Origin of the sequence: Bradyrhizobium sp. CCGUVB14 (assembly GCF_024199935.1) — a bacterium.
Classification (GTDB): domain Bacteria; phylum Pseudomonadota; class Alphaproteobacteria; order Rhizobiales; family Xanthobacteraceae; genus Bradyrhizobium.
Genome location: NZ_JANADS010000001.1, coordinates 8,647,161 through 8,669,518 on the forward strand (window position 1 = coordinate 8,647,161; position 22,358 = coordinate 8,669,518).

17 protein-coding genes are annotated in these 22,358 nt (G+C 56.7%); 5 read left to right on the forward strand and 12 right to left on the reverse strand.

Features of this window, described 5'->3' with window-relative positions:
* Positions 1-2 precede the first annotated feature (2 nt).
* The 6 genes from NLM32_RS40375 to NLM32_RS40400 all read right to left on the reverse strand — a co-directional run bounded on the left by NLM32_RS40375 (position 3) and on the right by NLM32_RS40400 (position 10,359).
* A complete protein-coding gene (locus NLM32_RS40375) occupies positions 3-2,117 on the reverse strand; it encodes a type I secretion system permease/ATPase (protein WP_254134220.1) in 2,115 nt (704 codons plus the stop codon).
* A gap of 80 nt (positions 2,118-2,197) precedes the next feature.
* Positions 2,198-7,753, reverse strand: a complete 5,556-nt coding sequence (locus tag NLM32_RS40380; protein ID WP_254134221.1) for a calcium-binding protein — start codon at positions 7,751-7,753, stop codon at positions 2,198-2,200.
* 33 nt (positions 7,754-7,786) lie between these two features.
* Complete coding sequence (locus NLM32_RS40385) at positions 7,787-8,257, reverse strand: hypothetical protein (RefSeq protein WP_254134222.1); 471 nt, start codon at positions 8,255-8,257, stop codon at positions 7,787-7,789.
* A gap of 469 nt (positions 8,258-8,726) precedes the next feature.
* A complete protein-coding gene (locus NLM32_RS40390) occupies positions 8,727-9,155 on the reverse strand; it encodes a hypothetical protein (protein ID WP_254134223.1) in 429 nt (142 codons plus the stop codon).
* A 131-nt stretch (positions 9,156-9,286) separates the two neighbouring features.
* Entirely contained in the window at positions 9,287-9,595 is a 309-nt protein-coding gene (locus tag NLM32_RS40395) for a hypothetical protein (RefSeq protein ID WP_254134224.1), read from the reverse strand.
* A 56-nt stretch (positions 9,596-9,651) separates the two neighbouring features.
* Positions 9,652-10,359 (reverse strand): helix-turn-helix domain-containing protein, encoded by a 708-nt coding sequence (locus tag NLM32_RS40400; protein WP_254134225.1) that lies wholly within the window; start codon positions 10,357-10,359, stop codon positions 9,652-9,654.
* Positions 10,360-10,562: 203 nt separating this feature from the next.
* Between NLM32_RS40400 and NLM32_RS40405 the strand changes: the two genes are divergently transcribed.
* Complete coding sequence (locus tag NLM32_RS40405) at positions 10,563-11,147, forward strand: hypothetical protein (RefSeq protein WP_254134226.1); 585 nt, start codon at positions 10,563-10,565, stop codon at positions 11,145-11,147.
* Positions 11,144-12,571 (forward strand): hypothetical protein, encoded by a 1,428-nt coding sequence (locus tag NLM32_RS40410; protein WP_254134227.1) that lies wholly within the window; start codon positions 11,144-11,146, stop codon positions 12,569-12,571. The genes NLM32_RS40405 and NLM32_RS40410 overlap by 4 nt, the downstream gene beginning before the upstream one ends.
* Here NLM32_RS40410 and NLM32_RS40415 read toward each other — a convergent pair whose 3' ends face one another.
* On the reverse strand, positions 12,572-13,012 hold the full coding sequence (locus NLM32_RS40415; RefSeq protein WP_254134228.1) for a hypothetical protein: 441 nt from the start codon (positions 13,010-13,012) through the stop codon (positions 12,572-12,574).
* 205 nt (positions 13,013-13,217) lie between these two features.
* Here NLM32_RS40415 and NLM32_RS40420 point away from each other — a divergent pair, with 205 nt between their 5' ends.
* Both NLM32_RS40420 and NLM32_RS40425 read left to right on the forward strand, forming a co-directional pair.
* Positions 13,218-13,871 carry a site-specific integrase gene (locus tag NLM32_RS40420; protein WP_256568651.1) on the forward strand — a complete coding sequence of 218 codons (654 nt, stop codon included), beginning with the start codon at positions 13,218-13,220 and terminating at the stop codon, positions 13,869-13,871.
* Positions 13,864-14,085, forward strand: coding sequence for a helix-turn-helix domain-containing protein (locus NLM32_RS40425; protein ID WP_254134229.1), 222 nt, complete (start codon positions 13,864-13,866; stop codon positions 14,083-14,085). The genes NLM32_RS40420 and NLM32_RS40425 overlap by 8 nt, the downstream gene beginning before the upstream one ends.
* On the opposite strand, the gene NLM32_RS40430 is transcribed toward NLM32_RS40425, so the two are convergent.
* Positions 14,082-14,663, reverse strand: a complete 582-nt coding sequence (locus NLM32_RS40430; RefSeq protein ID WP_254134230.1) for a TetR/AcrR family transcriptional regulator — start codon at positions 14,661-14,663, stop codon at positions 14,082-14,084. The genes NLM32_RS40425 and NLM32_RS40430 overlap by 4 nt on opposite strands.
* A gap of 176 nt (positions 14,664-14,839) precedes the next feature.
* On the opposite strand from NLM32_RS40430, the gene NLM32_RS40435 reads away from it, so the two are divergent.
* Positions 14,840-15,589, forward strand: a complete 750-nt coding sequence (locus NLM32_RS40435) for an SDR family oxidoreductase (RefSeq protein WP_254134231.1) — start codon at positions 14,840-14,842, stop codon at positions 15,587-15,589.
* Positions 15,590-15,641: 52 nt separating this feature from the next.
* Here the strand turns inward: NLM32_RS40435 and NLM32_RS40440 are convergent, their stop codons facing one another.
* The 4 genes from NLM32_RS40440 to NLM32_RS40455 form a co-directional block, all read right to left on the reverse strand.
* Positions 15,642-15,953, reverse strand: coding sequence for a hypothetical protein (locus NLM32_RS40440; RefSeq protein WP_254134232.1), 312 nt, complete (start codon positions 15,951-15,953; stop codon positions 15,642-15,644).
* A 312-nt stretch (positions 15,954-16,265) separates the two neighbouring features.
* Complete coding sequence (locus tag NLM32_RS40445) at positions 16,266-16,433, reverse strand: hypothetical protein (protein ID WP_254134233.1); 168 nt, start codon at positions 16,431-16,433, stop codon at positions 16,266-16,268.
* A gap of 483 nt (positions 16,434-16,916) precedes the next feature.
* On the reverse strand, positions 16,917-20,324 hold the full coding sequence (locus tag NLM32_RS40450; RefSeq protein ID WP_254134234.1) for a DEAD/DEAH box helicase: 3,408 nt from the start codon (positions 20,322-20,324) through the stop codon (positions 16,917-16,919).
* Positions 20,321-22,345: a DNA methyltransferase gene (locus tag NLM32_RS40455; protein WP_254134235.1), complete on the reverse strand. Its 2,025-nt coding sequence runs from the start codon at positions 22,343-22,345 to the stop codon at positions 20,321-20,323. Before NLM32_RS40455 ends, NLM32_RS40450 begins: the two co-directional genes overlap by 4 nt.
* Positions 22,346-22,358: the final 13 nt, after the last annotated feature.

Consider the following 22,358-nt stretch of genomic DNA (forward strand, 5'->3'; position numbering starts at 1 on the left):
GGTCAGGCCGCCTGCATGCGCAAGAGCGTGGCATATCGGCCATTTGCATTGGCAAGCTCGTCATGCGTGCCGTCCTCGACAATCCGACCCCTTTCGATGGTTAGGATGCGATGGCAATGCCGCACGGCGGAGAGCCGGTGCGCAATGATGATGACAGTGCGTCCCTTTGCAATCTGGCGCATATTGTCATGGATGATACGTTCGCTCTCATAATCGAGCGCGCTGGTCGCCTCATCGAGAATGAGGATACGCGGGTTAGTTATGAGCGCGCGAGCGATGGCGATACGCTGGCGCTGCCCACCGGAAAGGCTTGCGCCGCGCTCGCCAACCACCGTGTCGTAGCCTTGCGGCAGTTCGAGAATGAATTCGTGAGCGCCCGCAAGTCGCGCCGCTTGCACAACGGCTTCCATGGGCATGCCGGGATCGACAAGGGCAATGTTTTCGCGAACCGAGCGGTTGAACAGAAGGTTTTCCTGCAGCACGACACCGATCTGCCGGCGGAGCCACGAGACATCCAGGGTACGAAGGTCCACGCCGTCGACATAGACCTGTCCCGCTTCCGGCAGATAGAGACTCTGGATCAGCTTCGTCAGCGTCGACTTGCCGGAGCCGGAAGGACCCACGATGCCCACCATCTGCCCGGCGGGAATTTCGAGATCAACGTCATGAAGGATGACCGGTCCATCCGGGCGATAGCGAAAGGTAACGTGGTCAAAGGACACTTCGCCCTGAAGCGCAGGCGGTACCGAACGGCCCGGCGTGAACAGAGGCTCCGGTGCGGAATTGAGAATGTCGCCGAGACGCGCGATCGAGACCCGCGTTTGCTGGAAGTCCTGCCAAATCTGGGCAAGGCGTAACACCGGCTGCGCGACGCGCCCGGCCAGCATGTTGAAGGCGACAAGTTCGCCCACACTCATCGCGCCGTCCATGACGGACCGCGCACCGAAGAACAAGATGGCGGCCGTTACCAGCTTGCTCACGAGCTGCACCGACTGGCTGGCCCAATTGCCGAGGTTGAGGACGCGGAAGCTCGCTTTTACATAGCCGGCCAGCTGCTCCTCCCAACGGCGCTGCATGGCGGGCTCGACGGCCATGGCCTTCAGCGTCTCGATACCGGTGACGCTCTCAACAAGGAAGGATTGGTTTTCGGCTCCGCGATTGAATTTCTCATCGAGCCGCTGCCGGAAGAGCGGTGTCACCGCCATGGAGATCCCGACATAGAGCGGGATCGAGAAAACAACGATAGCCGTCAAAAACAGGGAGTACATCGCCATGACGGCAAGGAAGATGACGGTGAAGACCAGGTCCACGACGAGAGTGAGCGCCGAGCCTGTCAGAAAGTTACGGATATTCTCAAGTTCACGAACCCGCGCGACGCTATCGCCCGTGCGCCGCGCCTCGAAATAAGCAATCGGCAATGCCGTCAGATGCTTGAAGAGCCGCGCGCCGAGTTCGACGTCGATCCGGCTCGTCGTGTGCGCGAAGATATAGGTACGAAGCGCCGTAAGAATGCTCTCGAATACCGAGACCGTCACAAGACCGATGATCAAGACATCGAGTGTCGTGAGGCCCCGGTGCACGAGCACCTTGTCGATCACGACCTGGAAGAAGAGCGGCGATACGAGGCCGAACAGTTGCAGGAACATCGATGCGACCAGCACCTCGCCGAGGAGGCGCCTGTACTTGTGCATCGCCTGCAAGAACCACGTCACATCGAACCGGCGCGCCAATTCGTCCAATCCCGCGCGGCGGGCCATCAGGATGACTTCACCCGTCCACAATTCGTTCAGTTCATCGCGTGACAAGCGCTGCGGCTGCGCCATGCCCGGAATTTGAACGAGGGCCTTGTCGCCATTTATCTGCGCGAGAATGAAGAAGCCGCCATCGCGCGCGACGCCAATGGCGGGCAATGGTACGCCGCCGAGCTTCTCCCAAGTGCTGCCAACCACGCGGGACTTGACGCCGAAGGCCTTTGCCGCGCGCAGCATCTCCGAAGCGCCGAACGCATCACCGTATTGATGACGAAGCTGAGCAACATCCGCGGCCACGCCATGAAAGCGCAGGAGCATAACGAACGCATGAAGGCCGCTGTGTGGCCTGGGGGCTTCGGACGACATAATCGGACCACTAAAATAACTTCAGTATCACCCGGCGTTATACGCCGGGTGATATGAAAGTAAAAAAACGTGCGCTTTTCCTAGCTATGCCACGAAGACGCGAGTGCCGACTGGAGCGTCGTGTCGGTCGGCATCGCAGTGGCCGTTGCCGGGTCAAAGCCGGAGTTATTCGCCGAATAGGTCGCCATGGCGGACACAAGCGACGCGAGCTGCGAGTCCAGAACGAGGCCGTCGTCGGTGTGGACGCTCGCTACCTTGGCGCTTGCGCTGTTATACCATCCCGCAACAGTGACCTTGTTCGATGTGCCAATGGAATCGATTTCGAGATCGTTGCCGACTTGCTTGAACCAGAGATCGGTCGATGCGAGCGCCGTGAAATCGATCTCGCCGTTGGCAGAGCCGCCGCCGTTGTTGATGACGGTGTCCTGCGTGAAGCCGGAGCCAAATTTATAGGTGTCGTTGCCGCCATCACCCTGAAGCGTGCCGGTACCCGTACCAGCAGTCAGCGTATCGTCGTAGGCACTGCCATAGAGATAGACGTTATTGCCGTTACCCGCCGTCAACACGTCGCTTCCTGAGCTAAAGAAAGCGCTGAGCGATTCACCGTCGGCGTTGTTACCGATAAGGGTAATGCCTCCGACAAACGCATTCATGTCGATCCGGCTCGTTCCCTTTCCAGCTAGGGAATACGTGCCGGTCGTTCCAAGATTCAGGTGCGAGCTACTGTTGAGCGCCTCAATCGTATCGAACGCATCGAACTGAGCCTCGGTAAACGCGCCGGCATTGACCAAAAGATGCTGAATGCCGGTTATGCCGACACTCTGCATGTCGGTATCATTTATCAGGATGAGGGTATTGTCCCCGCTTCCGCCGGTAATGGACGAGCCCGAGCCAAGCGTATTTGACACAACGATGGCCGTGTTGGCATCTCCCGCATTGACGGTAACCTTGCCCGTGCTCAAGAACATCGTATTGGTTGTGCCATTGCCACCATTCAAGGTGTTAGTACCGCCTCCGGCATAAAGCGTGGCGCCGTTGCCGTCGCCCGCCGTCAAGGTATCTGTTCCGCTTGCACTGGCGGTCAGAATCTCGCCATTTGCATCATTGCCGATGAGCGTCACGCCCGCATTGGTATCGGCCTTTAGATCAGCGCGCGCAGTTCCTTTGCCCGCCATGGAATAGGTACCGGCCGTCTCTAAATACAACGTATCGGCCTGGATTGAACTGAAACCGTTGAATTGATCGGCCGTGAGTTTCGCTCGGAAGATCACGAGATTGTCTACGCCGGTAATAGTCGCGCCGGTCATATCGACATTGTAATAGTACGTGTAGTCGTAGAGCGTTGTCGTGCCAGACCCGCCGACGATCGTCCCCGTAATAGTCGACGCCGTTTCAAACGAAATCGTCGTCGTGCCGGAGCCTCCGGTATAGGTATTTCCAGTCCCGCTTCCGCCGTAGATGAAGACATTGTTGCCGCCGCCCGCCGTGAACGTGCAGTTACTCGATCCATTGGCGGCCAGTATCTCGTTGTCAGCATCGTTGCCAATCAGATTGATGTTGTCGTGAAACGCAGCCATGTCGATGCGGGCAGATCCTTTTCCAACAAGCGAATAGGTTCCGGCCGTACCGATATTCAAATGGCCGAAACTTCCAACAGCCGCGATCGTGTCGAACGCATCGAACTGCGCTTCGGTGAACGCGCCGGAATTGACCACGAGGTGCTGGATGCCGGTTATGCCAACACTCTGCATGTCCGCGTCGTTTACGAGGGTGAGCGTGTTATCACCGCTTCCGCCGGTAATCGATGAGCCCGATCCCAGCCCGTTCGTGACGATGACATTCGTATCGGCATCGCCAGCGTTGACGGTGACTGTGCCGCTGCTTGTGTGGATGGTGTTGTGAGCACCGTTACCGCCGTTCAGCGTGCTTGTGCCGCTTCCGGCGTAAAGGGACGCATAGTCGCCATCGCCCGCCGTGAGGGTGTTGGTGCCACCTCCACCATAAAGAGAGACACCATTTCCGTCGCCACCGATAAGGGTATCATTGCCGCTGCTGCTGGCGGTCAGGATTTCGCCGTTGGCGTCATTGCCGATAAAGGTGACGCCTGAGTTAGTGTCCGCAGTCAGATCAATGCGACCCGTTGATTTGCCAGATAAGTCATAGGTTCCGGAAGTCTTCGCGATCAGCAGATTGGCCGCGATTGAGTCGAAGCCGTTGAACTGGCCAGCGGTAAGCTTGGCCTGGTTCACAATTAAGCCGCTGACCCCGGAAATGCTCGCTCCCGTGATATCGACGGGATAATAGTTGTTATAATCAAAGAGCGTGGTCGTGCCGGTGCCGCCGACGATCGTCCCCGTCATCGTCAGGGCGTTATCGAACGAAATCGTTGTTGTGCCCGAACCGCCGATATAGGTATTCCCGCTCCCGCTTCCAGCACTGATAACAACATTATTGCCGCCACCGGCCGTCAGCGTCACATTGCTCGCCCAGTTGGCGTAGATCTGCTCGTTGTCCGCATCATTGCCAACGAGAGTCACGTCGTCGTTGTAGGCGAACAGGTCGATGCGATCATCGCCTTTGCCAGCGAGGGAGTACGTTCCCGAGCTTGCCGTATCGATGCGTGCGGTGCTGATCAAGCCGCCGACAGACGCGACGTCATCGAGTTGATCCGCTGTCATCACCGCATGGACGACTTTTATATTCTCGATACCGGAAATATCCGTGTTGGAAATGTCGACTTGCCCTTGAACTGACTGCTCGAGCAACAGCGTATCCGTCCCATCGCCGCCTGATATCGACGACCCGGCGCCAAGCGTGTGGTTCAACTGGATGATATCATCGCCACTTCCGGCGGTAAGGATCATCGTCCCCGTGTTGCCATAAAAGGTATTGTTGCCATTGCCGGCCACAATGGTAGTCGTGCCCGTGCCGGCATAGAAATAGTTTTCATCGCCATCACCAGAGATGAGAAGGTCGTTGCCGGAGCCCGCAAAGAGAGAGTCATTGAATCCGTTTCCGGCGATCAGAACATTGTTGCCCGAGCTGGCGTAGAGGCCAGCTTGCTTTCCATCACCCGCGACTAGCAAGTCGTTGCCAGTCGAATTATCTGTCAACGTTTCGCCATAGCCTGGTTGCGTATACGTGCCGCCGTTGCCTGATAGGGTGTAAAGAATGTGATCACTGCTGCCGGTCACCTGTAGGCTTTGCAGTGGAGCATTCGAGGCATTGGACGACGAGAAATTATCGATTGTCGTCGTGCTGAAGCTGAAGCCAAAATCGCCGAATGCATCCTGAAGAATGGTATCGTAGCCGCTCTTGGCGACGCCCGCGGCCTCGGCAACATCATTCAAAAGCGGCGTGTAGTAGGCCAGAAGCTTTATCGCCGCGGCACTATCTTCCGGCAAAGAGCTCACGAGGTTGGTTGCGGCGGTCGATAGGTCCGTCGCGGTCAGGCCGCCGCTATTGTAATCGAAGCTCACGCCATCAAACAAAGAAGCAAGCGGCCCCTGCACGAGGAGCTGCGCCTTCATCATGTTGAAAACGATGCTCCAGGCAGCCTCAAGGTTCGTTCCTTGATGGGCATTGGCAGGATTTGTTGGGTCCCAACCGGTCACCAAGCCCGTTCGATCAAGAATGCGGTATTGCTGCCCCATGAACGCTTCGAGCGCGCCGAGATCCTGTCCATTCACATAGCCACCGCGGCTGGCAACAGGATCGAGGCCATCCACGCCCGTCCAACGGTAGATAATCTGGGTTACCTCAGCATCGAAATTTCCAACATCCGTCGGATCAGCACTTACTAGGTCGCTCACCATGCCCTTGAGCGTAGAATCCATGCTCATGGCAATGTAGAGATCGGGCACCGTGCCGTAACCACGCAGATTGGGCAGGAGCAACACTTCGGGATCCAGATCATAGGAACCCGCGAAGGTGGAATCCATCTGGTTGTTGTCGAAGAACGCCTCCGCGACTTGACCGGTGCTGTCGTCACTCCGTTTGAAAGTAGCGACTGCACCGATGAGGTTGCCGTTTACTTCCTGGCTAGTCTCCGACGTGTTCAAAGCGATCTCGGTTATGTCGAGCGCCGAGAGCGATTGCAGTTCGCCGCTGTCGGTCACGCCGTCACCGTTTGCATCGACCCAGACTTTGAGGCTCGACCAGCCGCTATCGGCGGAGGTGATCTTGTTATCGTTGTTGCTGTCGAGCGCTTTTAGTGCAGTGAAGCCATCGATCGAGGAATTACCGAACAGCTCAGTGATATTGTCGACGATTCCATTATTGTTGTTGTCACGTACCAAAAGGCCCGTGGTCGGACCCACCCAACCCGTGTGCACGGCAAAGCCCGAATTATCGAGATCGAAGTATGCACTGGAGGCCGCAAGAGACGTCAGCTCAACACCTGTTGCGCCAGTTGAGAGATCAAGCACTAACGGATCGGTATGCACGCGGCTAAACCAGTCCGAGGCGTTCATCAGGTAGCTGTTGATGGAAGGAATTCCGCCGTTTGGAAGGTCGCCACTTGTCCCATAGAGCGACCAAAGGCTCGACACAGGATCAAAGACGGCTTGATGCGAATTCGGAAACTGAAAGATGTAATTCGTGCCGGAGGTGCCAACCGGAACGAAAATGGTGTCGCCTTCTGAGAATCCGTTCTTCGTGAAGAAGCCATTGGCCGCTTCTAGATCAAGCGCGCTGATTGAAGACGACAAACCGTTCTGCGAATTGACTGCAGCTGCAATCGATATGGGGGTATCACCCGACTGTACGACGTAGCTACCCTTAGAAATAAGATACTGCTCACACTGAGAAACAATGTTGTCGTAGCTCTGGGAAACAGAGGACGAGCCCCACAAGCTGATGTAGTCTTGGGCCGAGATATTGCCGGATCCAAGCATATTCGTAGGATCCAGCGTGCCGGATAAGAATTGTTCGACGTCGTCAACGTCAGCGCCAGACGCATCAAGACTAACTATCTTGTTGTTGCCATCGAAGGTTGGCACAATACCAAGAGCAAGTAGAGCGTCACCCAAGTAGCGTTGTTCGAGGCCGGGATGGGTGGAGTCAGGAGTTTTTTGAGTTGCATACGCCAACTCGTTGGCGATGCCTACTAGATCGCTTGATCGAGCAGCCCCGTATGTACCGTCTCCTAGTAAAGATGGGCTATGGTAATACATATCGATGAGCGCCCCTTGCGTTGAAGATGGCAACTCGCTCAAATTAGGTACCTTGATCAAAAGCGTTGGGACCACGTAGGTGTCGACGAAGCTATCCAGCATGTCATTCGCCGTGGAGGTCCAGTCCTGCGGATTACCGAGACCATCCAGCGGCAAGCCACTGTTTAGCGAAGACTCGATGGTGGTGCCGTTACTCGAATTGACGGTTGCAAAACTTTCCCATTGCGTCTCCGTGACGGTGATGCCATGCGCGCTGAACCAATCATTTATGCTGTCTTTGAGAGTCGTGTCGCCATCAATCGCGGCCTTTTCTGCGCTTGTTAAATTCAAGCCGTAGCCAAAATTGATCGTGGCCGGGACATCGCCGCTAGCAGGCTCATAGTAGAACGGGGTCGTCGGATTTAGAGTGCCGCCCTCAAAATGAGCGATGTAATCATGGGTGCTAGCTGGGGTAAATGACATGCGTCCTTCTCCGGCTTCTGTTTGGTGTGAGAGCTACTTCCACTCCCACGTCTTGATTTTTGGTTCGGCGCCAATTCTCGAAAAGATTGGTGGGTTTAAGACTGAAACCCAGAGCTTCTTGTTCTCGCGTCTTACCGAGAACAGCGACTTCTGTTCAGGATTGAAATTCAAGCTGGTGACGCGCTTCCCATTTATACTTGCATCGACGTTGTTATCTCTGGGCCTCATTGGGTCATACCAAATGGCAATTTCCATCACGTCGTTCCCTAGACGACAGCGCTGCTTTCTCGTCTCGTCAGTCATGGAGCTGTCTAAGCGAATGTCGCCATTTTTGTTCTCTTCGCCGTTGTTAGCATCGGGATCGTCATACACGACCAATGTTTCGACGGACGCTCGCCCTAGCTTTGGTTCGCACTTGAAGCGAACGTATTCTTCAGCGCCGTCAGCAAGGGCACTCCGAGTGAATGCTCCGCATAACAGCAAAAGAAGAACCCAGAGCCTCATGTCTACTCCCTTGAAAATTGTAGCGCGCTAGGATGCTGTCACAACCCAAGGTGGCATTCAAGGTTTGAGTTCGGGATTTAGCCAGGGGCGATTCAACATGTGAAACTACAACGAGTTAGATTGGACGACGTCGAGGTGGGGGTGGGCTCGTCAGCAGCGTTGGCGAACACAAGTTCATCCGGTCCGCATACGTCCATAGATCATGGTCGTCTTCAGGCGGGAGTGCCCCATCTAGCGTTGAATGAGATGTAATGGAACCTGACTTTGCAGCGTCGCTACCTATCGGATGACCAGCTCGTAGCTGCAATTGCGGCGCTGGAGGCCGAACGCAACGCCGCACTCGACCACTTAACGGAAAGCCAGTCTTGGAAAAAATCTCGAGACAGGAAAGCAAGATCGAGCTCAAGGGCGCGCTTACGGTTCCGCGCGCTTAAGCTCCGTCCGAGACGCAAGCCGAGCTAGTTATAGATCAATTTCCCTGAAGGTACGCGGCCGCAAACGATTCCGGCGTCGGACTCTTCCAGGGGATAACGCGGGTTACCTTTTTCTCCAGCGCCCCAAACTCTTGTTCGGTCTCTTCGACGAAATAGATAACATCTCCGAACAGCAAACAGTCGGCCAATTCATTTCTCAGTTCCGGAGAGATACGGTATCCCTCTGGACCCAAAAAGTCGTCGCCCCGAGGCGCGCCATGCCAAACGAGGCAATCCTTCCGTACCTCCACTCGAAAGATCGATGACAGATACTCGCCGAAGAGCCCGTTGAGATCGACTGGCCATGGGGCGGGTCGCGGCAGCGGTGCAGTTGACGCAATCACGAAGGTTGGCCGCACAAGACCCGACACCGCGACGGCGGCAGTTCCAACCAAAATCATCCGTCGAGTGATTTCAGAGTCCATGTGCGCCTCCATGAGCGGAAGCAATCTGAATCAATTAACTCCGATCCGCAACCGGCGCTCCAGCATTTTTAATGCTGCGCCGATGGGCGATGCTGAGACTTGAAATCGGTGGCCTAGTCTCGCCGAGGCGGCTAGTCGAATTCGAGCGTTAGCAATGAATCCAGCCACGTACGGCGACGGCTCCAACCCATTGCAGGGCGCGGCGGTTGATTGATGGCATCGAACGCCGCGTGATTGCGTTTGTGACGTTCATGCGCTTCGCGAGCCCCTTCGTGATGCTCGTGCGCCATCCGTTGGGCTTCCTGCGCCTCGCGGTGAATACGCGCGTGTGTTTGATGAAGTTCTTCGTAGGCCAGCATGACCTTATTATATGTGCGCGCCGCCTCGCGCGCTGGGCTGACATTACTTGCAATCACGCTCGCAGTTTCGAGCGAAATCAAGCCCTTGGCTCGGAATTAAGTCTTCACCGACCATCAGGACCGCTCCTGCGGGCAGGCTATTGCGTCGTTAAGGCCGCGCCGCGGTCAACGAGCAGCAAGCCTTCTCGGCGGAATCCAAGGCTGCGCAAGAGCCGCCGCAGGCCCGCCTTTCCGTAGCCGACCCCAAATTGCCGCTGCACAAAACCGCAAAGCTCTCTCAAACTGGAATCCGGCCGAGCACGCACAGCCGCCGCGAGTTGCTTGACCTGCTCCGGCCCAAGACGGATCGTGCGGCCGCGCGGGGGCCTGCCCTGCATGGCCGCAAGTCCCCCGTCCCGAAACCGCGCCAGCCAGGCACGTACCGACTCCTGCGAACTCCGGGCGCGCAGCGCGGTGTCAATGATTGTCGTTCCTTCCGCGAGCAACGCCAAAGCACGAAGCCGCCGCGCTGTCGCGCGATTCCTTTCTTTGGCAGCAAGATCGTGCAGGGCGTCCGCACTGATGCCACCTGGCTTGAGATCGCCGCGACGCTTACGCGCATCAAGAAGAGGCTCAAGGCCTCGTTGCTCGACAATCGCGAGCCATCGCACGAGTGACTTTTTGCAGACATTCCCGATCTCAGCCGCAGCCTCGACCGAACTTCCTGCGAGCCAGGCATCGAGGGCGATGAGACGTTGCTTTACGCGCAAGGTGGTGACGTCGTCCTTCAGAGCTTTGCGGATGCGATTTCGAAGCTTCAGGCGAAAGGAGGCGTCCGGGGAAAAAAGCGTGCTTTTGGGAGGCATGGACGGGGGCATGCGTGGTGAACGAAATGCAATCATAGTCTTACGTGGTTAAACGGCTGTTAAAATAAGGTTTTGTGAAGATTACATTAAGATACCGAAAACCATACGCCCCGTATAATCGTTCTCAATACTTAAGGGATTTCGCGCGCGTCTTTTCTGGACGGACCGGCGCATGTTTTTTATCGAGCTGTTCTTGAAGACGATTGGATGAACAAATTTTTGAAGTGTATTTTGAAGAGCCATTCATGACTATCGATCCGGCGCATTCATCCGCCATTACACGGCATCCAGCGGCCACGCTGTATGACCGCTTCTTCGTGACGGCGTTGCCAGAAGTCGCAATCGTCGCAGCTCACAAGAATGTCTATCTTGGAACGGGTGAAGCCGAACACGTCTTGCGCTATGCGCTCAAGGATATCCCTCGAAAGACTCTAAAACTAGCTCTTCAAAATAACGTCAAAGCTTGCTGGACGACGAGCTTCGCTCTCGACCACGCCCTTGATGTGCTCGCGATGATGCGCCTCATCGCATACAGCGAAGCCGTTTGCCAAAAGCCACTCCTTGGCGATGGTCTCCTCGTCGAAAAGGCCGAGGAATGCCTGAAGCGAGAATTTGCCAACGACAAGGCGCCGACTTGTGCCGTCTGGCGCGATCCGGTCGAGGATGTAACCAACTTCATTCGCGGGGCCTTTACTGGTCCAACTATTACGCTGCCTGATACTGCCGCCGTGCGCGCTACGGTGCAGAGCATCCAGGCGAATAGTGCATTCGGTGGAGCATCGGGATGAGTACCGAGACGCCTACCGGCGACACGTTTCTTGCACGGCGCTTCAACTTCCTCGGCCTTCCGAGTGAGCGGCGTGGAGGCGCGTTGTCCTATACCGCCCTGCGTACGGAACTTGGCGACGATAACGCTGCCGCCCTCGTGACCAAGATCGGCGTGCTCGTTCAGGTTCATCAACTCGATAAGCTCGGCATACCGATGCAGAATGCGGTGGATCGCATCTTGCAATCGCTTACGCCGGATGAGCGTCGGTCGATGGCACAAGGCGGCGCAGTGCCGCCACGCGTGGAAGCCATACTCAACTCCGAAGCCGAGACAGCCAGACTTCAACAGAAGCAAACGGGCCCCAATGGCGCGGGTACAAATGCCGATGTTAAAGTCCAACACGCGGGAGTGGGTCCGTTTGGCCGCGTAGGTAACATGGCTATGGCTGCGAGAGACGGCGGCGATAGTACGGGTGCCAGCTCCGGCACGAGCCATTCGGGCACAACGGACCTGGCATCCATCAAGCCCGAGAATTACGCCAGCAGCCATTTTGCATCGGTCGGGCTGTCTTACGCGCACTTCAGCGAATTGCGCTCGCAGGGCTTTGGCGAGCAGCAGATCATCGCCGCCGTCAACACCAACAAACAGTTGGGGCTTGATGCGAACAGCAATCCAGCGGCAACGGCACGCTTGCAACGCGACACACCGTGGGCGGTCGAAAGCTTGAAGGGCAGCGCCAGTTCCTTGCAGCAGGCGCGCAAGCATGAAGACCAAGCCAAGGATTGCGAGAATCGCGGTGACATGGCTGGAGCCGCCCAACACCGCAAGCGCGCTGAGGAGGCGTTAAAGACGGATCAGGAACGCTATACCAAGACGCAAGAACGGTTGCGCAAGGAGAAGCCGGAACGCCTCGACGACTACATGAACAAACACGAGGAGATCGAGAGGGCGACGCGCAATGACTTGTCCCAGGTAACGCCGAAAAATGATCGGCAAGTCGACGCCAATGTACGAATTACGGAAGCGTATCGCCGAAACCCGGAGGACGCGAAGGCGCGTAGAGACTACGCCGAATTAAAACAGACCGCTGAGCGTGATCCTGTTGCAGCCGCCGCAATGGCGAGAGTCGATAAGAAGCTTAAGCAGGATACAGAATTGAAGGCCCACGTAGCCGATAAGAATGAAAGGAAGATTGAGTCCAACGAGGTCAAAGTTGCAAACAACGCAACCAAGATCGCATCAAACGCCGCGGCAGCAAAAACGGGTGATGCGGACTTAGACCTATTGAACGATACGGGCGCAACGTCGCCTGCGAAGGCAGCGGAATCTTCGACCAAGGCCCCGGCGGTCAAGACAGCCGAAAACAAGCAATCGGACAAACCAGCAGTTATTCAAGAGAAGAAAAAAGTCGCGCAAGCGAAGCCAGCCGCGCCGACCGTCTAGCTATTGTTGGAGGCTTGCGCTCTGCTTGGGAAGACGGCTCGCAAGGCTGCAAGCGTTATCGCGCGTAATTGTCCCGAACCCCATGGATTTGAATTTGTCGGGGTCGCCTTTCTTGAACCTGACCAGTTCCGCGATGCAGGCATTTTGAGCAGCGAGCGTACTGCCTTGAGCATCGAGCGCTTTACCCTGTGCATCAAGAGCTTTGCCCTGTGCATCCAGGGCTCGGGCTTTGAGAATTTCGCACTTGGTATCTGCCATCAGCACGCCGGGTTTGTAGTCGTGGCAGTTAGTCCCAACGGTGACTTGATCGGTTGAAGTAGCGATCGGAGTTGTTTTTTGCTCAGCGGCAGCCGGGAATGCGGAGACGGCGGCGAGCGTTATGATGCCCGCTCCGATGGCGGCATTGCGAAATCTGGTCTTGGTCGAAGGGCGAAAGAGCATGATCTAGTCCGTGTATAATGTAGCACAGACATTGGCTAAGTGCTTATAGTTACTTTACTTTCATGACTACACTACTGCGCATATTGTTGCTTTGACCTATAACTACTTGTAGCCTTTACCTTATATTTCTAAGGCGCCGCTCTTAACCAAGCGGAGCGGGGGAGCGAGTTATTTGAATCAATTGGCAAAATCCGCTTGCAACAATATGCGCAGGACGGTTGCGGCTCAGGGCCAGAGCGGCGGGAGATACAGCTTCAGCCTGTACGGCCCCGAAGGCGGACGGAAATATCTCAACCGCGAGGAGCGACGGCGCAGCCTCACGGCCATGGAGACTCTCGAACCTGACGAGCGACTCTTTGCGTTGACCCTCGCGCTCACGGGTGCGCGCATCAGCGAAGTGTTGAACGTGACGCCTCTCGCGTTCCAGATTGAAAGCTCGATCGTCGCCGTGCTGACCTTGAAGCGACGCACGATCGTCTGGCGCGAGATCCCTATTCCGGCCTGGCTGATGGCCGAGCTCGACACGCATTTTGGGATCGCGGAGGCACAGCGCGATCCAGCACGAGCGTGCCAGCGCTTGTGGCCGCAGCATCGAGTAACGGGCTGGCGCATCATCAAGGATGTAATGACGCTCTCCCAGATCGTCGGGCGCGCGGCGTGTCCGCGTGGGCTGCGTCACGCCTTCGGGGTTGGCGCGCTTCAAGCTGGTGTGCCGCAGACCAGGGTCCAGAGCTGGCTCGGCCATTCACGGAGCAGCACGACTGCCGTCTACACTGCCGCCTGCGGTCCAGAGGATATCGAGTTCATGGATCGCTTCTGGCGCGATGCCGGCCTGGATCGCAGGCCGAACCGTGGCTGAAATCGATCCGCTCAATGTTATCATTGGCGCGAACATGCGAAGGCTGCGGCTTGCGCGCGGCATGACACTCGAAGAAATCGGGAGCGCTCTCGGCAAAACCTATCAGCAAGTGCAAAAGTATGAGCGCGGCATAAGCGGCGTATCCGCTGCCGATCTCGCAAGGTGTGCAGTTGCGCTGACGTGCACCATCAACGAATTCTTCGAGATGCTCTAAGACGTAACTTCCGTCTTGCCGATCTGGTGCGCGGCGAGATAGGAGCGGAACATGATCGTGAGCTGCCGTTCGGCCTCGGCACCGTCAGTCACGCTCAAAACCCGGTGACAAAAGGCAGGAACTGTTCCGTAAAGCGCGGCAGTGAGGGTTTGAGCGAGCAGGCCTGGTTTGGTGAAGCGACCATCGCCGGAGTTGGACAACATCGCTTCGATTGCCTTCGCACTGCGCCCCATCGCCAAATCCATTAACTGGCGCGCATCGAGTTCCGCAGCAATGCGGTAGAGGGCGGGCGAGATTTCGGCTTGCGCCATCTTCGCACGCAGATAAGTCTTCACCACCGCCTCGGCGGCGGCTTCTATCGTAACGCCCAGGTTCTCGTTACACGCTTTCTCGACAGCCTCTGCCAGCAGTGCGAGGTGCTGTTGCAATACCGCGAAGAGCAAAGCCTCCTTGTTCGGATAATATTGGTACAGCGTTCCCACCGAAACGCCTGCCCGTAGCGCGACCCGCGTCGTGGTCAAACGCATCAGACCATCGCTCCGCAAAACCTGAATGGTCGCCTCGAAAATCGCTTCCAAGGTAGCGATCGAGCGCCCCTGACGTGGGTTTTTCCGGGGGTTTAGCGATGGTTGAGGGGCGTTTCCCATAAGCGAATTCCGAACCTGAAGGATCGCTCATATCTTAGTCCTGACCCCGGGCCTCCTGCAATGATGCGGTTGTCGGCGGGATGCTTGAGACGCGTTAGGAGACGAATATGGGCAAATTAGATGGAAAGGTCGCTGTTATCACGGGTGGCAGCGATGGAATGGGGCTCGCAACAGCCAGACTCTTTGCGCGCGAAGGTGCGAAGGTCGTCATCACCGGCCGGGATCAGGTAACGCTCGACGCAGCCGCGCGAAGCATTGGGAATGGTGCCAACGCGATCAGTAGCGATATGTCCAAAATGGCGGACATTGAAGCACTTCGCGAGTTTGTCAAAAAGACGCATGGCCGGGTCGATATCATTTTCGCGAACGCCGGTGCTGCGAAGCCGAACATGTTCGAATACATGTCGGAAGAAGAATTCGATTTCACGATCGCCTGCACGTTCAAGGGAACCTACTTTACGGTGCAGAAGCTCCTGCCGCTCATGACGTCGGGTGGCTCGATCGTCCTCAATACCACGACGCTCACCACGAGGGGTATGCCCTATGTCAGCGTCTATGCGGCAGGGAAAGCAGCCATCCGTTCACTGGCGCGGTCGCTCACCGTAGAACTCATCGACAAGGGCATACGGGTAAACGCCATGGCGCCCGGTTACATCGATACGAACCAAGCCCGCAAATCGGGAGTGAGCGAAGAGATGATCGAACAGACGAAGACTCACGTGCATGCCCAAATCCCAATGCACCGCAGCGGCACGGTCGATGAGATCGCAAAATCCGTCCTGTTCCTTGCTTCCGATGACTCGTCCTACCTGACGGGCAGCGAACTTTGTGTCGATGGCGGCTGGAATCAGGTTTGAACGCTGCTGGCATTCAATGAACGGGACGGCAGCAACTCCACCCAGGGCGCTCTCATCGCGAGACAGCTTTCTTATTTCGATGGGGCTCCTCGTCCAGGTAGCGCGGTGGCAGACCGTTCACGAAATTGCAGGCAACGCGGTAGACTTCATGTGTGCCAAGCTTTCCGAAGCGCTCGTTGATAGGTTCCGCCCAGAACCGAGCGGCGACATAACCTTTCCCATGCCAATGCTCTTCCAATTGGCGCGCTAACTGGGCGGCGCCTCTACGGCTCAGTGTATCGCCCTTTCGCGGATCATGCCGCGTCAGGGGTGCGCTTCCGGGGCCTGGATTGTCTCCGTGCTCGACAATTTTCTTCATGATCATCCTCTTGTTTCTTGTTGGTGCCGTCATGTGTGAACGGCGTTGTTGGATGTGGCTGCCATGCTATGCGGATCACGGTTATTGAAGCCGTAATTCAGTATTTTTAACCAGCGAACCTCAGCCCAGCCGCGGTGTTTGATCACGATCGCCGTCGAACAGACAGCACACCGCCGTATGCAGGGGCTCGCGGATGGTCCGGCCGGTCGCTCATTAGCGGCTGCAATTGGCGATGCGCGCATCATCCTGTTGCAGCGAGCCCGCGTTGTATCGCGGGTCTTCACCGGCCGGTCCCTTTGCGCTGTGGCGCGTCTCGCTCTAATTCCGATAGCGTGGCGGCAATCCATTGATGAGGTTGCAGGCCACGCGATAGAGCTCGTAGGTGCCGATCTTGGCAAAGCGCTCGTCAATGGGCTCCGTCCAGAACCGTGCGGCCGGGTAATCCTGTTCATGCCAATAGCGCTCCAGCCGTCGCGCTAGCGCCATGGCGCCTCTTTTGCTCAAGTGATCGGGGGCATTTGCATACGGAGCGCTTGCGCCGCGTATGCCGGACCTGGGCGGGTTGTCTCCCGCCTCTTCTTGTTGTTGCATCAAAAATCCTCGTTCCAGCTATGACGGCAGATATAGCCGGACGGCGGCATGCGCTTTCAACTTCAAAAGCTCTTTAAAGAGACTCTTCCTGCATGAGGCGCCGGACAGAACACATCATGTGTCGCTCGCCGGAGGCACTCGCGCGAAGGGCTGCCGCTTCGCGGCACCGCTATCACTGCCCGTCGCGCGGGTGCCTTGTTAACCGGTCTCGCGACTGCACTCGCTTTCGGGTCCCGCCGTCATTCCATGCCGGCGTCGCTATCACTACCCCGAAATCGGGTGCCTCCTTTCTTTTTGGCATACTTGAGCCGGCGGCACCGGAACTCTCGGGTCAGTCATGCGCGCGGACGTAGGTCTGCGGCGCAGCATTTCCGACGCTCATAAGAGTCTGAGCATACCGAGAGTCTCAACCCATTCACGCAGGTGCTGCTCGGTCATGGCGCGGTCTGTCAGTGGCTTCTCGTGATGCGCAACATAGGTATTCCGAAACTCGTTCAAGTCGCTCACCCGCTTCAAGTGATTGGAGGCGCCCGGAACTGAGAACACCTTCCTTACGGAAGCAAATACGCCTCCGATCGGCGGCGCGCCCTGCACAGCGTGATCCAGGCACGAACGGGTAAGTCCGATAGCAGAATGAACGGAACCAAACACGAGCGCTCGCTTAAGAGACGCTGCCATGTTCTGAAAGTGTCGCAACTCCCTATGCGGCACGTCGGCAAAATCAGGCTCGAACCACCGCTGCTGATCCCCCTTGTTGGCTGGCAACATCGGCTGCAAGAGCTTCAGTATGAAGGTCTTGGCCGCTTCATCGACCGAACCCAAAAGGACGGTGAAGACGGGCGCTAAGCTCGTCACATCCGTCTTCTTTTCAAGATACCGGTAAATCTCCAGCGCTTCCTCAGCCGCCTTCTTGGCACGTGGGGTGAGCTTGGTCAGCGCTTCCTTGCCGAAAAACACCTCTGCATCCCCGTCCGCCTTCCCGGCGAATAGCGGAAGTTCCGGCGCGCTGCTCGTTTCACTTAGCAGGTTCTGGAGTGCCGGCGCACACGCCCGCACCAAATCGGCGAACTGATTGCTGGTAAGTCCCTCCATGACGTTCTGGGGAATAAAGACGTATTCCCAGTCAGTCTTCGACCGTGAAGCGGCCTTGCACCACGCCACCGCGGCCATCGCCTTCCGGGGCACATCTCGATCCTGTCGTCCCTTTGTCTCGACGAGATAGAGCCTTCCATCCGTGGAACGGACGAAAAAATCCGGAGTGTAGAAGGCAAGCCTTTGGTCGGCCGTCAGATAATCTATGCGAACGGCTTGGGGTCCTGCGTTCTTGGCAAACGAGGCAATATCTGGACTCACATCCGCGAAGTTTGTGAGCGCTACTTCAAGAGAGCGATTGCACGGAACGAGGTTAAAGAGCGTATGCGCCGCCTTCAAAACAGGCCGTTCAGCCGAATAGGACGCCTGGAAGGGCTTCCAGTGGCGCAGAGATTCGGCTGCGCCTGCAACCCGCCGCTTCTCGGTTGTAACCGTCCGCTCACGGATCAGAGGAATGAATACGGCACGGATATGCTCACGCACATCCTGATCGGCGAGACGGGCGGATAGCCGCTTGTCAACTAACGACACCTTCTCACCGAATAGAATTTCACCAAGGAATGTCTGGAGAAGAGGCGCGAGCACCGCGTGGGCGCTTTGGACCTTGCAGGCGGCTTCAAGCTCGCGGACGTAGAATGAAATAGCTGTCAGGCCGTTTTGGAGGAGCGGCAAGCTCACCTTCATCTCTTCCACGACTTCGTTGGTGATGAGGTGCCGCCCCTCGTATTTGAGTTCGGTATCCCCCTTATTCCCGAGCGGCAGAGCCTTCAGCGGGCGAAACTTCTCGCGCACATGCTCAATCGTCAGCCCTTCAAGCTTGGGCTGGATCTCATGTGCCGCCGTAAGCGCGGGCAACAGGATGTCGAGCTTGTCGAAATCCTTGGATTGGTCGGGGAAGATCGTGACCGTTGTCGCGGGCACATCCTCGGCGGCGATCACCTCGAGCGGCAACCCTTCCTGCTCCAGCTCTTGCTCGTAAAGGCTCGCAAACGCAGGATGCTCAATGACCGTGACCAGTTCGTTCGCCTGTCCCGGAGGCGTCATGCGGCGAAGGCCTCGCCCGAGGGTCTGCTCGGGTAGGATATTGGCGCCCGAACTATAAGGGCGGAGGGGCACGATCGTGGTCACGTTTCTGACGTCCCAGCCTTCGCGCAACATGAGGACCGAGACGATGCAGCTATAAGGACTTTCGTTCGTGTCCAGCTCGCGACTGATGCGTCGGATGGCTTTTAAATCGTCGTCGGAAATCGCCTTTTCGTCCTCGACAAAAATCTCGACCTTCTTTCCCTCCTGCTTGATCGTCTTGATCTTGCCCTTGAGATTGGTGTGAAGGTTGATGGTCTTTTGGTTCAGCGCCTTAAATACCGGATCGTTGTTGAGCCGCTTTGCGATCTGGTCAGCCGCGTCCGTATTCTCGCACATAACGAACAGAAGCGGCTTTTTGCCCGACTTTACCCACTCTTCCTGGCTCTTCTTCCAACGCTCGTAGCCGAGGCGAAGGTGCGCCTCGTAACGATACGCCGCATCCTCGTGGACCTGTTCGATCAGCTCTTTGGTGCGGCCGAGAACCGGCGTCTTTACGATTCCGGCATCCACAGCTTCTCCCAAAGGCGTATCGCAAACGACGTGCGGGAAGATGCGGCCGTTGTTGTCCTTCGGTGTTGCGGAAAAATCGAGCTGCGAGACGACGCCGCCTCCACCGGTTTCCTTCATCGCATCGTGAAGAGCACGGATCGATTGGTTCCAAGCTGACCCCGGGTCCCAAACGTGATGGGCTTCGTCGTTCAGCACCATAACCCGGCCATGTGCTGCAATCCGCTTGCGCAGCTCAGAGGCCGTCTCAAGGGCTTTTGCTTTTGAAATCTTCGGCCCTGCCCAGGCGACCTCATCGTCCGATCCGCTCTCGCCGCGGGCATCGAAGAGACGATGAACGTTTGTCAGGTAAAGAACGCCCCCGGAAGTCGCGCCGCCAGCCTCGTCTTGCAAGACTACGGATAGATTCCAGTCACCCTTCCACTCAGCTGGAATGAGCGGGTCCGCCGTAAAGATGTCCGGCCCGCCCGCTTCCGGGCGAAAGTCCTCCTTGAGCCGCTCAAACACAGTGAGGTTGGGCGCGATTACGACGAAATGCCTAGCCATCGGGGAGTCACTCTCACGCAGTGCGTGGAAATAGCTCCAAACGATCGCAAGGCTCATGCACTTGGTTTTGCCCGCGCCTGTCGCCAGTTTGAAGGCATAACGCGCCCACTCGTCGTCCTCTGGACGAATGCCTAGGGCCTCTGTCTCTCCCGTTGGCCCTCCAAATTCTGCGAGAAGCATAGAGAGCGCATTGATGCCCCGGACCTCCAGCAGATAGATAAAGGTCTCAATCGCCTCGCGTTGGCAGAAATAATATCGAAATTCGAACTCGTCGCCGTTCGCGTTCGTCGCCCGGTGAGGTCTATCAAACCAGTGGCTCAGGAGTTCGCGCGTCGTATCGCTTGCGCCCGGATAACGAAGATCTCGCCATTCCTTCACTGCAAAGCGCAACGAGTTTACGAGCCGGAGCGGAGAAGGCCTGCGATAGGTCTTGATCTCGGGTGGGCCGCCGGGTTTTGACGCCCGCACGCGATGCCGAGAAGCCTCCTCCCACGGCGCAAACAGCGGCTCAAGCGCTGCCGAGTTAATGACATGCGCGCTATCGGTGGTGCTCATACCGTAACCTCGACTGTAATGCTCGTATCGCAACCAAAGACGTCCACAACCTTGACACAGGCCGTGTACGTGCCGGCCTTCGGATAGACGTGCTCGGCATCGCTGACCGTCTTCAACGTGCGGTCCTTGCGGGTGCGGAAGTCCTGCCAGTGGTGATTAAATGGACGGTTCGGCTTCCAGTCAAAATCGACCGCCCAAAAGTCGATGAAATCAAAGCCACTTTCGACCGCCCGCTCTTGCAACGCTTCAAGCTCCTTGCTCGGAACCTCTGAAAGAGAAGGCAGGAAATTCTCCAGCTTGATATCGACTTTTCGCTTGGTGCCCTCCTTCCCAATGACGGGCGCCGCCTCCAGTACAGCCACCTCGAAAAAAGGCGGTACTTCCGCACGGTTCTTTTCCATAATTTCGCGCGGAATGCGTGCGAGCCTTAACTTTACGCCAGTTTCGGCTTCAACCGCCGCGACCGCCTGCCGTATATCCATCTCATAGTCCCAAGCTAGGACGTGAACCTCTTTACCGCCCGCGCCAGCAACAGCCTGCGCCAACTCCTTCACTTCGTTGCGGGTAAAGATGCTGTCGATGCCATCAACGTGAACGAAAGCCATGCCTTTGCGAGCATGCAAAAGTGGCGAAGGCGCCTTGGCTAACGGTTCTGCTTTAAAGAATTTTAGTACAATAGCCCGGTGCTCATCATCTGCACCACGGAGCGACTCCTTTTGCCACCATTGCCGCTCGTAGCGGCCGAGGTTGTAAAGGTCAAACGAGCGATACGGTTTCGATGCGTCGTGAAGCTCTCGCTGAAGACCGATCAATCGTTTTCTCGCCGTATGGATCGCGAAGCGCCCTAAATCGGCTCCGATCCAACGACGTCCTAGCTTCTCCGCTACGGCCAGCGTCGTTCCTGAGCCGCAGAAGAGATCCGCAACGATGCTATTTTCGTCCGAAGATGCTCGAATAATTCGTTCGAGCAGGGCCTCCGGCTTCTGCGTCGCGTAACCGACCAGTTCCGACGACTGGTTGTGAATCTTGCTGATATCGGACCAGATATCTTGCACGGGCACACCTTCGTGCTCGCTCTCATACTTTTTAAGCCTCGGGACACCACCCTTTTTCTTCGGCCAGTGCAGGCGCCCCTCTTCGTCATGCCGACGAAGCGTCTCTATCGGACACCGCCAGAGAGTTCTAACGCCCTTATATTCGTAGTCGTATCCGCCGCCAGACAGACCACCTGCCGATAAGCTCAGACGCTGATAGCGTTCTTTTCGCTCTTCATCGTATTGGTCGAAGAAAGTGTCGATGTATTCCTTGTCGGCCGGTTGCACGGGTTGGTGCCAAATTCGATTTTGGCCCTTCGCATACAAGAGGATGGCATCATGAATAACTCCGTACTTCCCGGAGTCACTGTGGCCAAAGGCTCGACGCCAAATGATCTCGTTAACGAAATTTGCCGCTCCGAAGACATCATCCGCTAGCGCACGTACGAAATGACTGACGTTTGGCCCAATGTGGATGTAGATACTTCCTCTCTCAGACATCAGCTGCTTTAAGAGCGTCAGCCGCTCGACCAACATATTGAGGTAGGACGCTGTTCCCTTCCCCCACATGTCCCGGTAGGCGACCATCTCCATCACTGACTGCTGCTTGTCGATCGTCTCTTTCTCGTCTCCAATCAAGACGTCCATCGTGAAATCGGCACCCACGTCGAAGGGTGGATCGATGTAAATCAAATCCACCCTGCCGCTAAACTCCTGCAGGAGCGAGCCTGCGACTAGCTTGTTATCACCCCAAATCAGTCGATTTCTGAAATCATCGCGATGGGCTTTCGCGGGATCGAAAAGCGATCCTTGCTCTTCGGCTCGCGAGCGCGGCTCGTCGATTGTTTCAATTCTCTGGAGAGGGAGCGAAAGATTTCCGGCGTTGATCTCCCTTCTGTTTCCGAACTCATCGTACTTGCCTTCCCAGACAAGCTCCGTCTTCATGCGCGACAGAGGATGAGGGTTGTTTGGGCCGTATATCGTCATTTCCGGACTTTCC

Coding starts and splice junctions, on each gene's coding strand:
- NLM32_RS40380 (WP_254134221.1), bottom strand. CDS start 7,753: ATGTCATTTACCCCAGCTAGCACCCATGATTACATCGCTCATTTTGAG.
- NLM32_RS40420 (WP_256568651.1), top strand. CDS start 13,218: ATGCGCAGGACGGTTGCGGCTCAGGGCCAGAGCGGCGGGAGATACAGC.
- NLM32_RS40415 (WP_254134228.1), bottom strand. CDS start 13,012: ATGCTCTTTCGCCCTTCGACCAAGACCAGATTTCGCAATGCCGCCATC.
- NLM32_RS40435 (WP_254134231.1), top strand. CDS start 14,840: ATGGGCAAATTAGATGGAAAGGTCGCTGTTATCACGGGTGGCAGCGAT.
- NLM32_RS40410 (WP_254134227.1), top strand. CDS start 11,144: ATGAGTACCGAGACGCCTACCGGCGACACGTTTCTTGCACGGCGCTTC.
- NLM32_RS40440 (WP_254134232.1), bottom strand. CDS start 15,953: ATGATCATGAAGAAAATTGTCGAGCACGGAGACAATCCAGGCCCCGGA.
- NLM32_RS40455 (WP_254134235.1), bottom strand. CDS start 22,345: ATGACGATATACGGCCCAAACAACCCTCATCCTCTGTCGCGCATGAAG.
- NLM32_RS40390 (WP_254134223.1), bottom strand. CDS start 9,155: ATGGACTCTGAAATCACTCGACGGATGATTTTGGTTGGAACTGCCGCC.
- NLM32_RS40385 (WP_254134222.1), bottom strand. CDS start 8,257: ATGAGGCTCTGGGTTCTTCTTTTGCTGTTATGCGGAGCATTCACTCGG.
- NLM32_RS40445 (WP_254134233.1), bottom strand. CDS start 16,433: ATGGCGCTAGCGCGACGGCTGGAGCGCTATTGGCATGAACAGGATTAC.
- NLM32_RS40375 (WP_254134220.1), bottom strand. CDS start 2,117: ATGTCGTCCGAAGCCCCCAGGCCACACAGCGGCCTTCATGCGTTCGTT.
- NLM32_RS40450 (WP_254134234.1), bottom strand. CDS start 20,324: ATGAGCACCACCGATAGCGCGCATGTCATTAACTCGGCAGCGCTTGAG.
- NLM32_RS40400 (WP_254134225.1), bottom strand. CDS start 10,359: ATGCCTCCCAAAAGCACGCTTTTTTCCCCGGACGCCTCCTTTCGCCTG.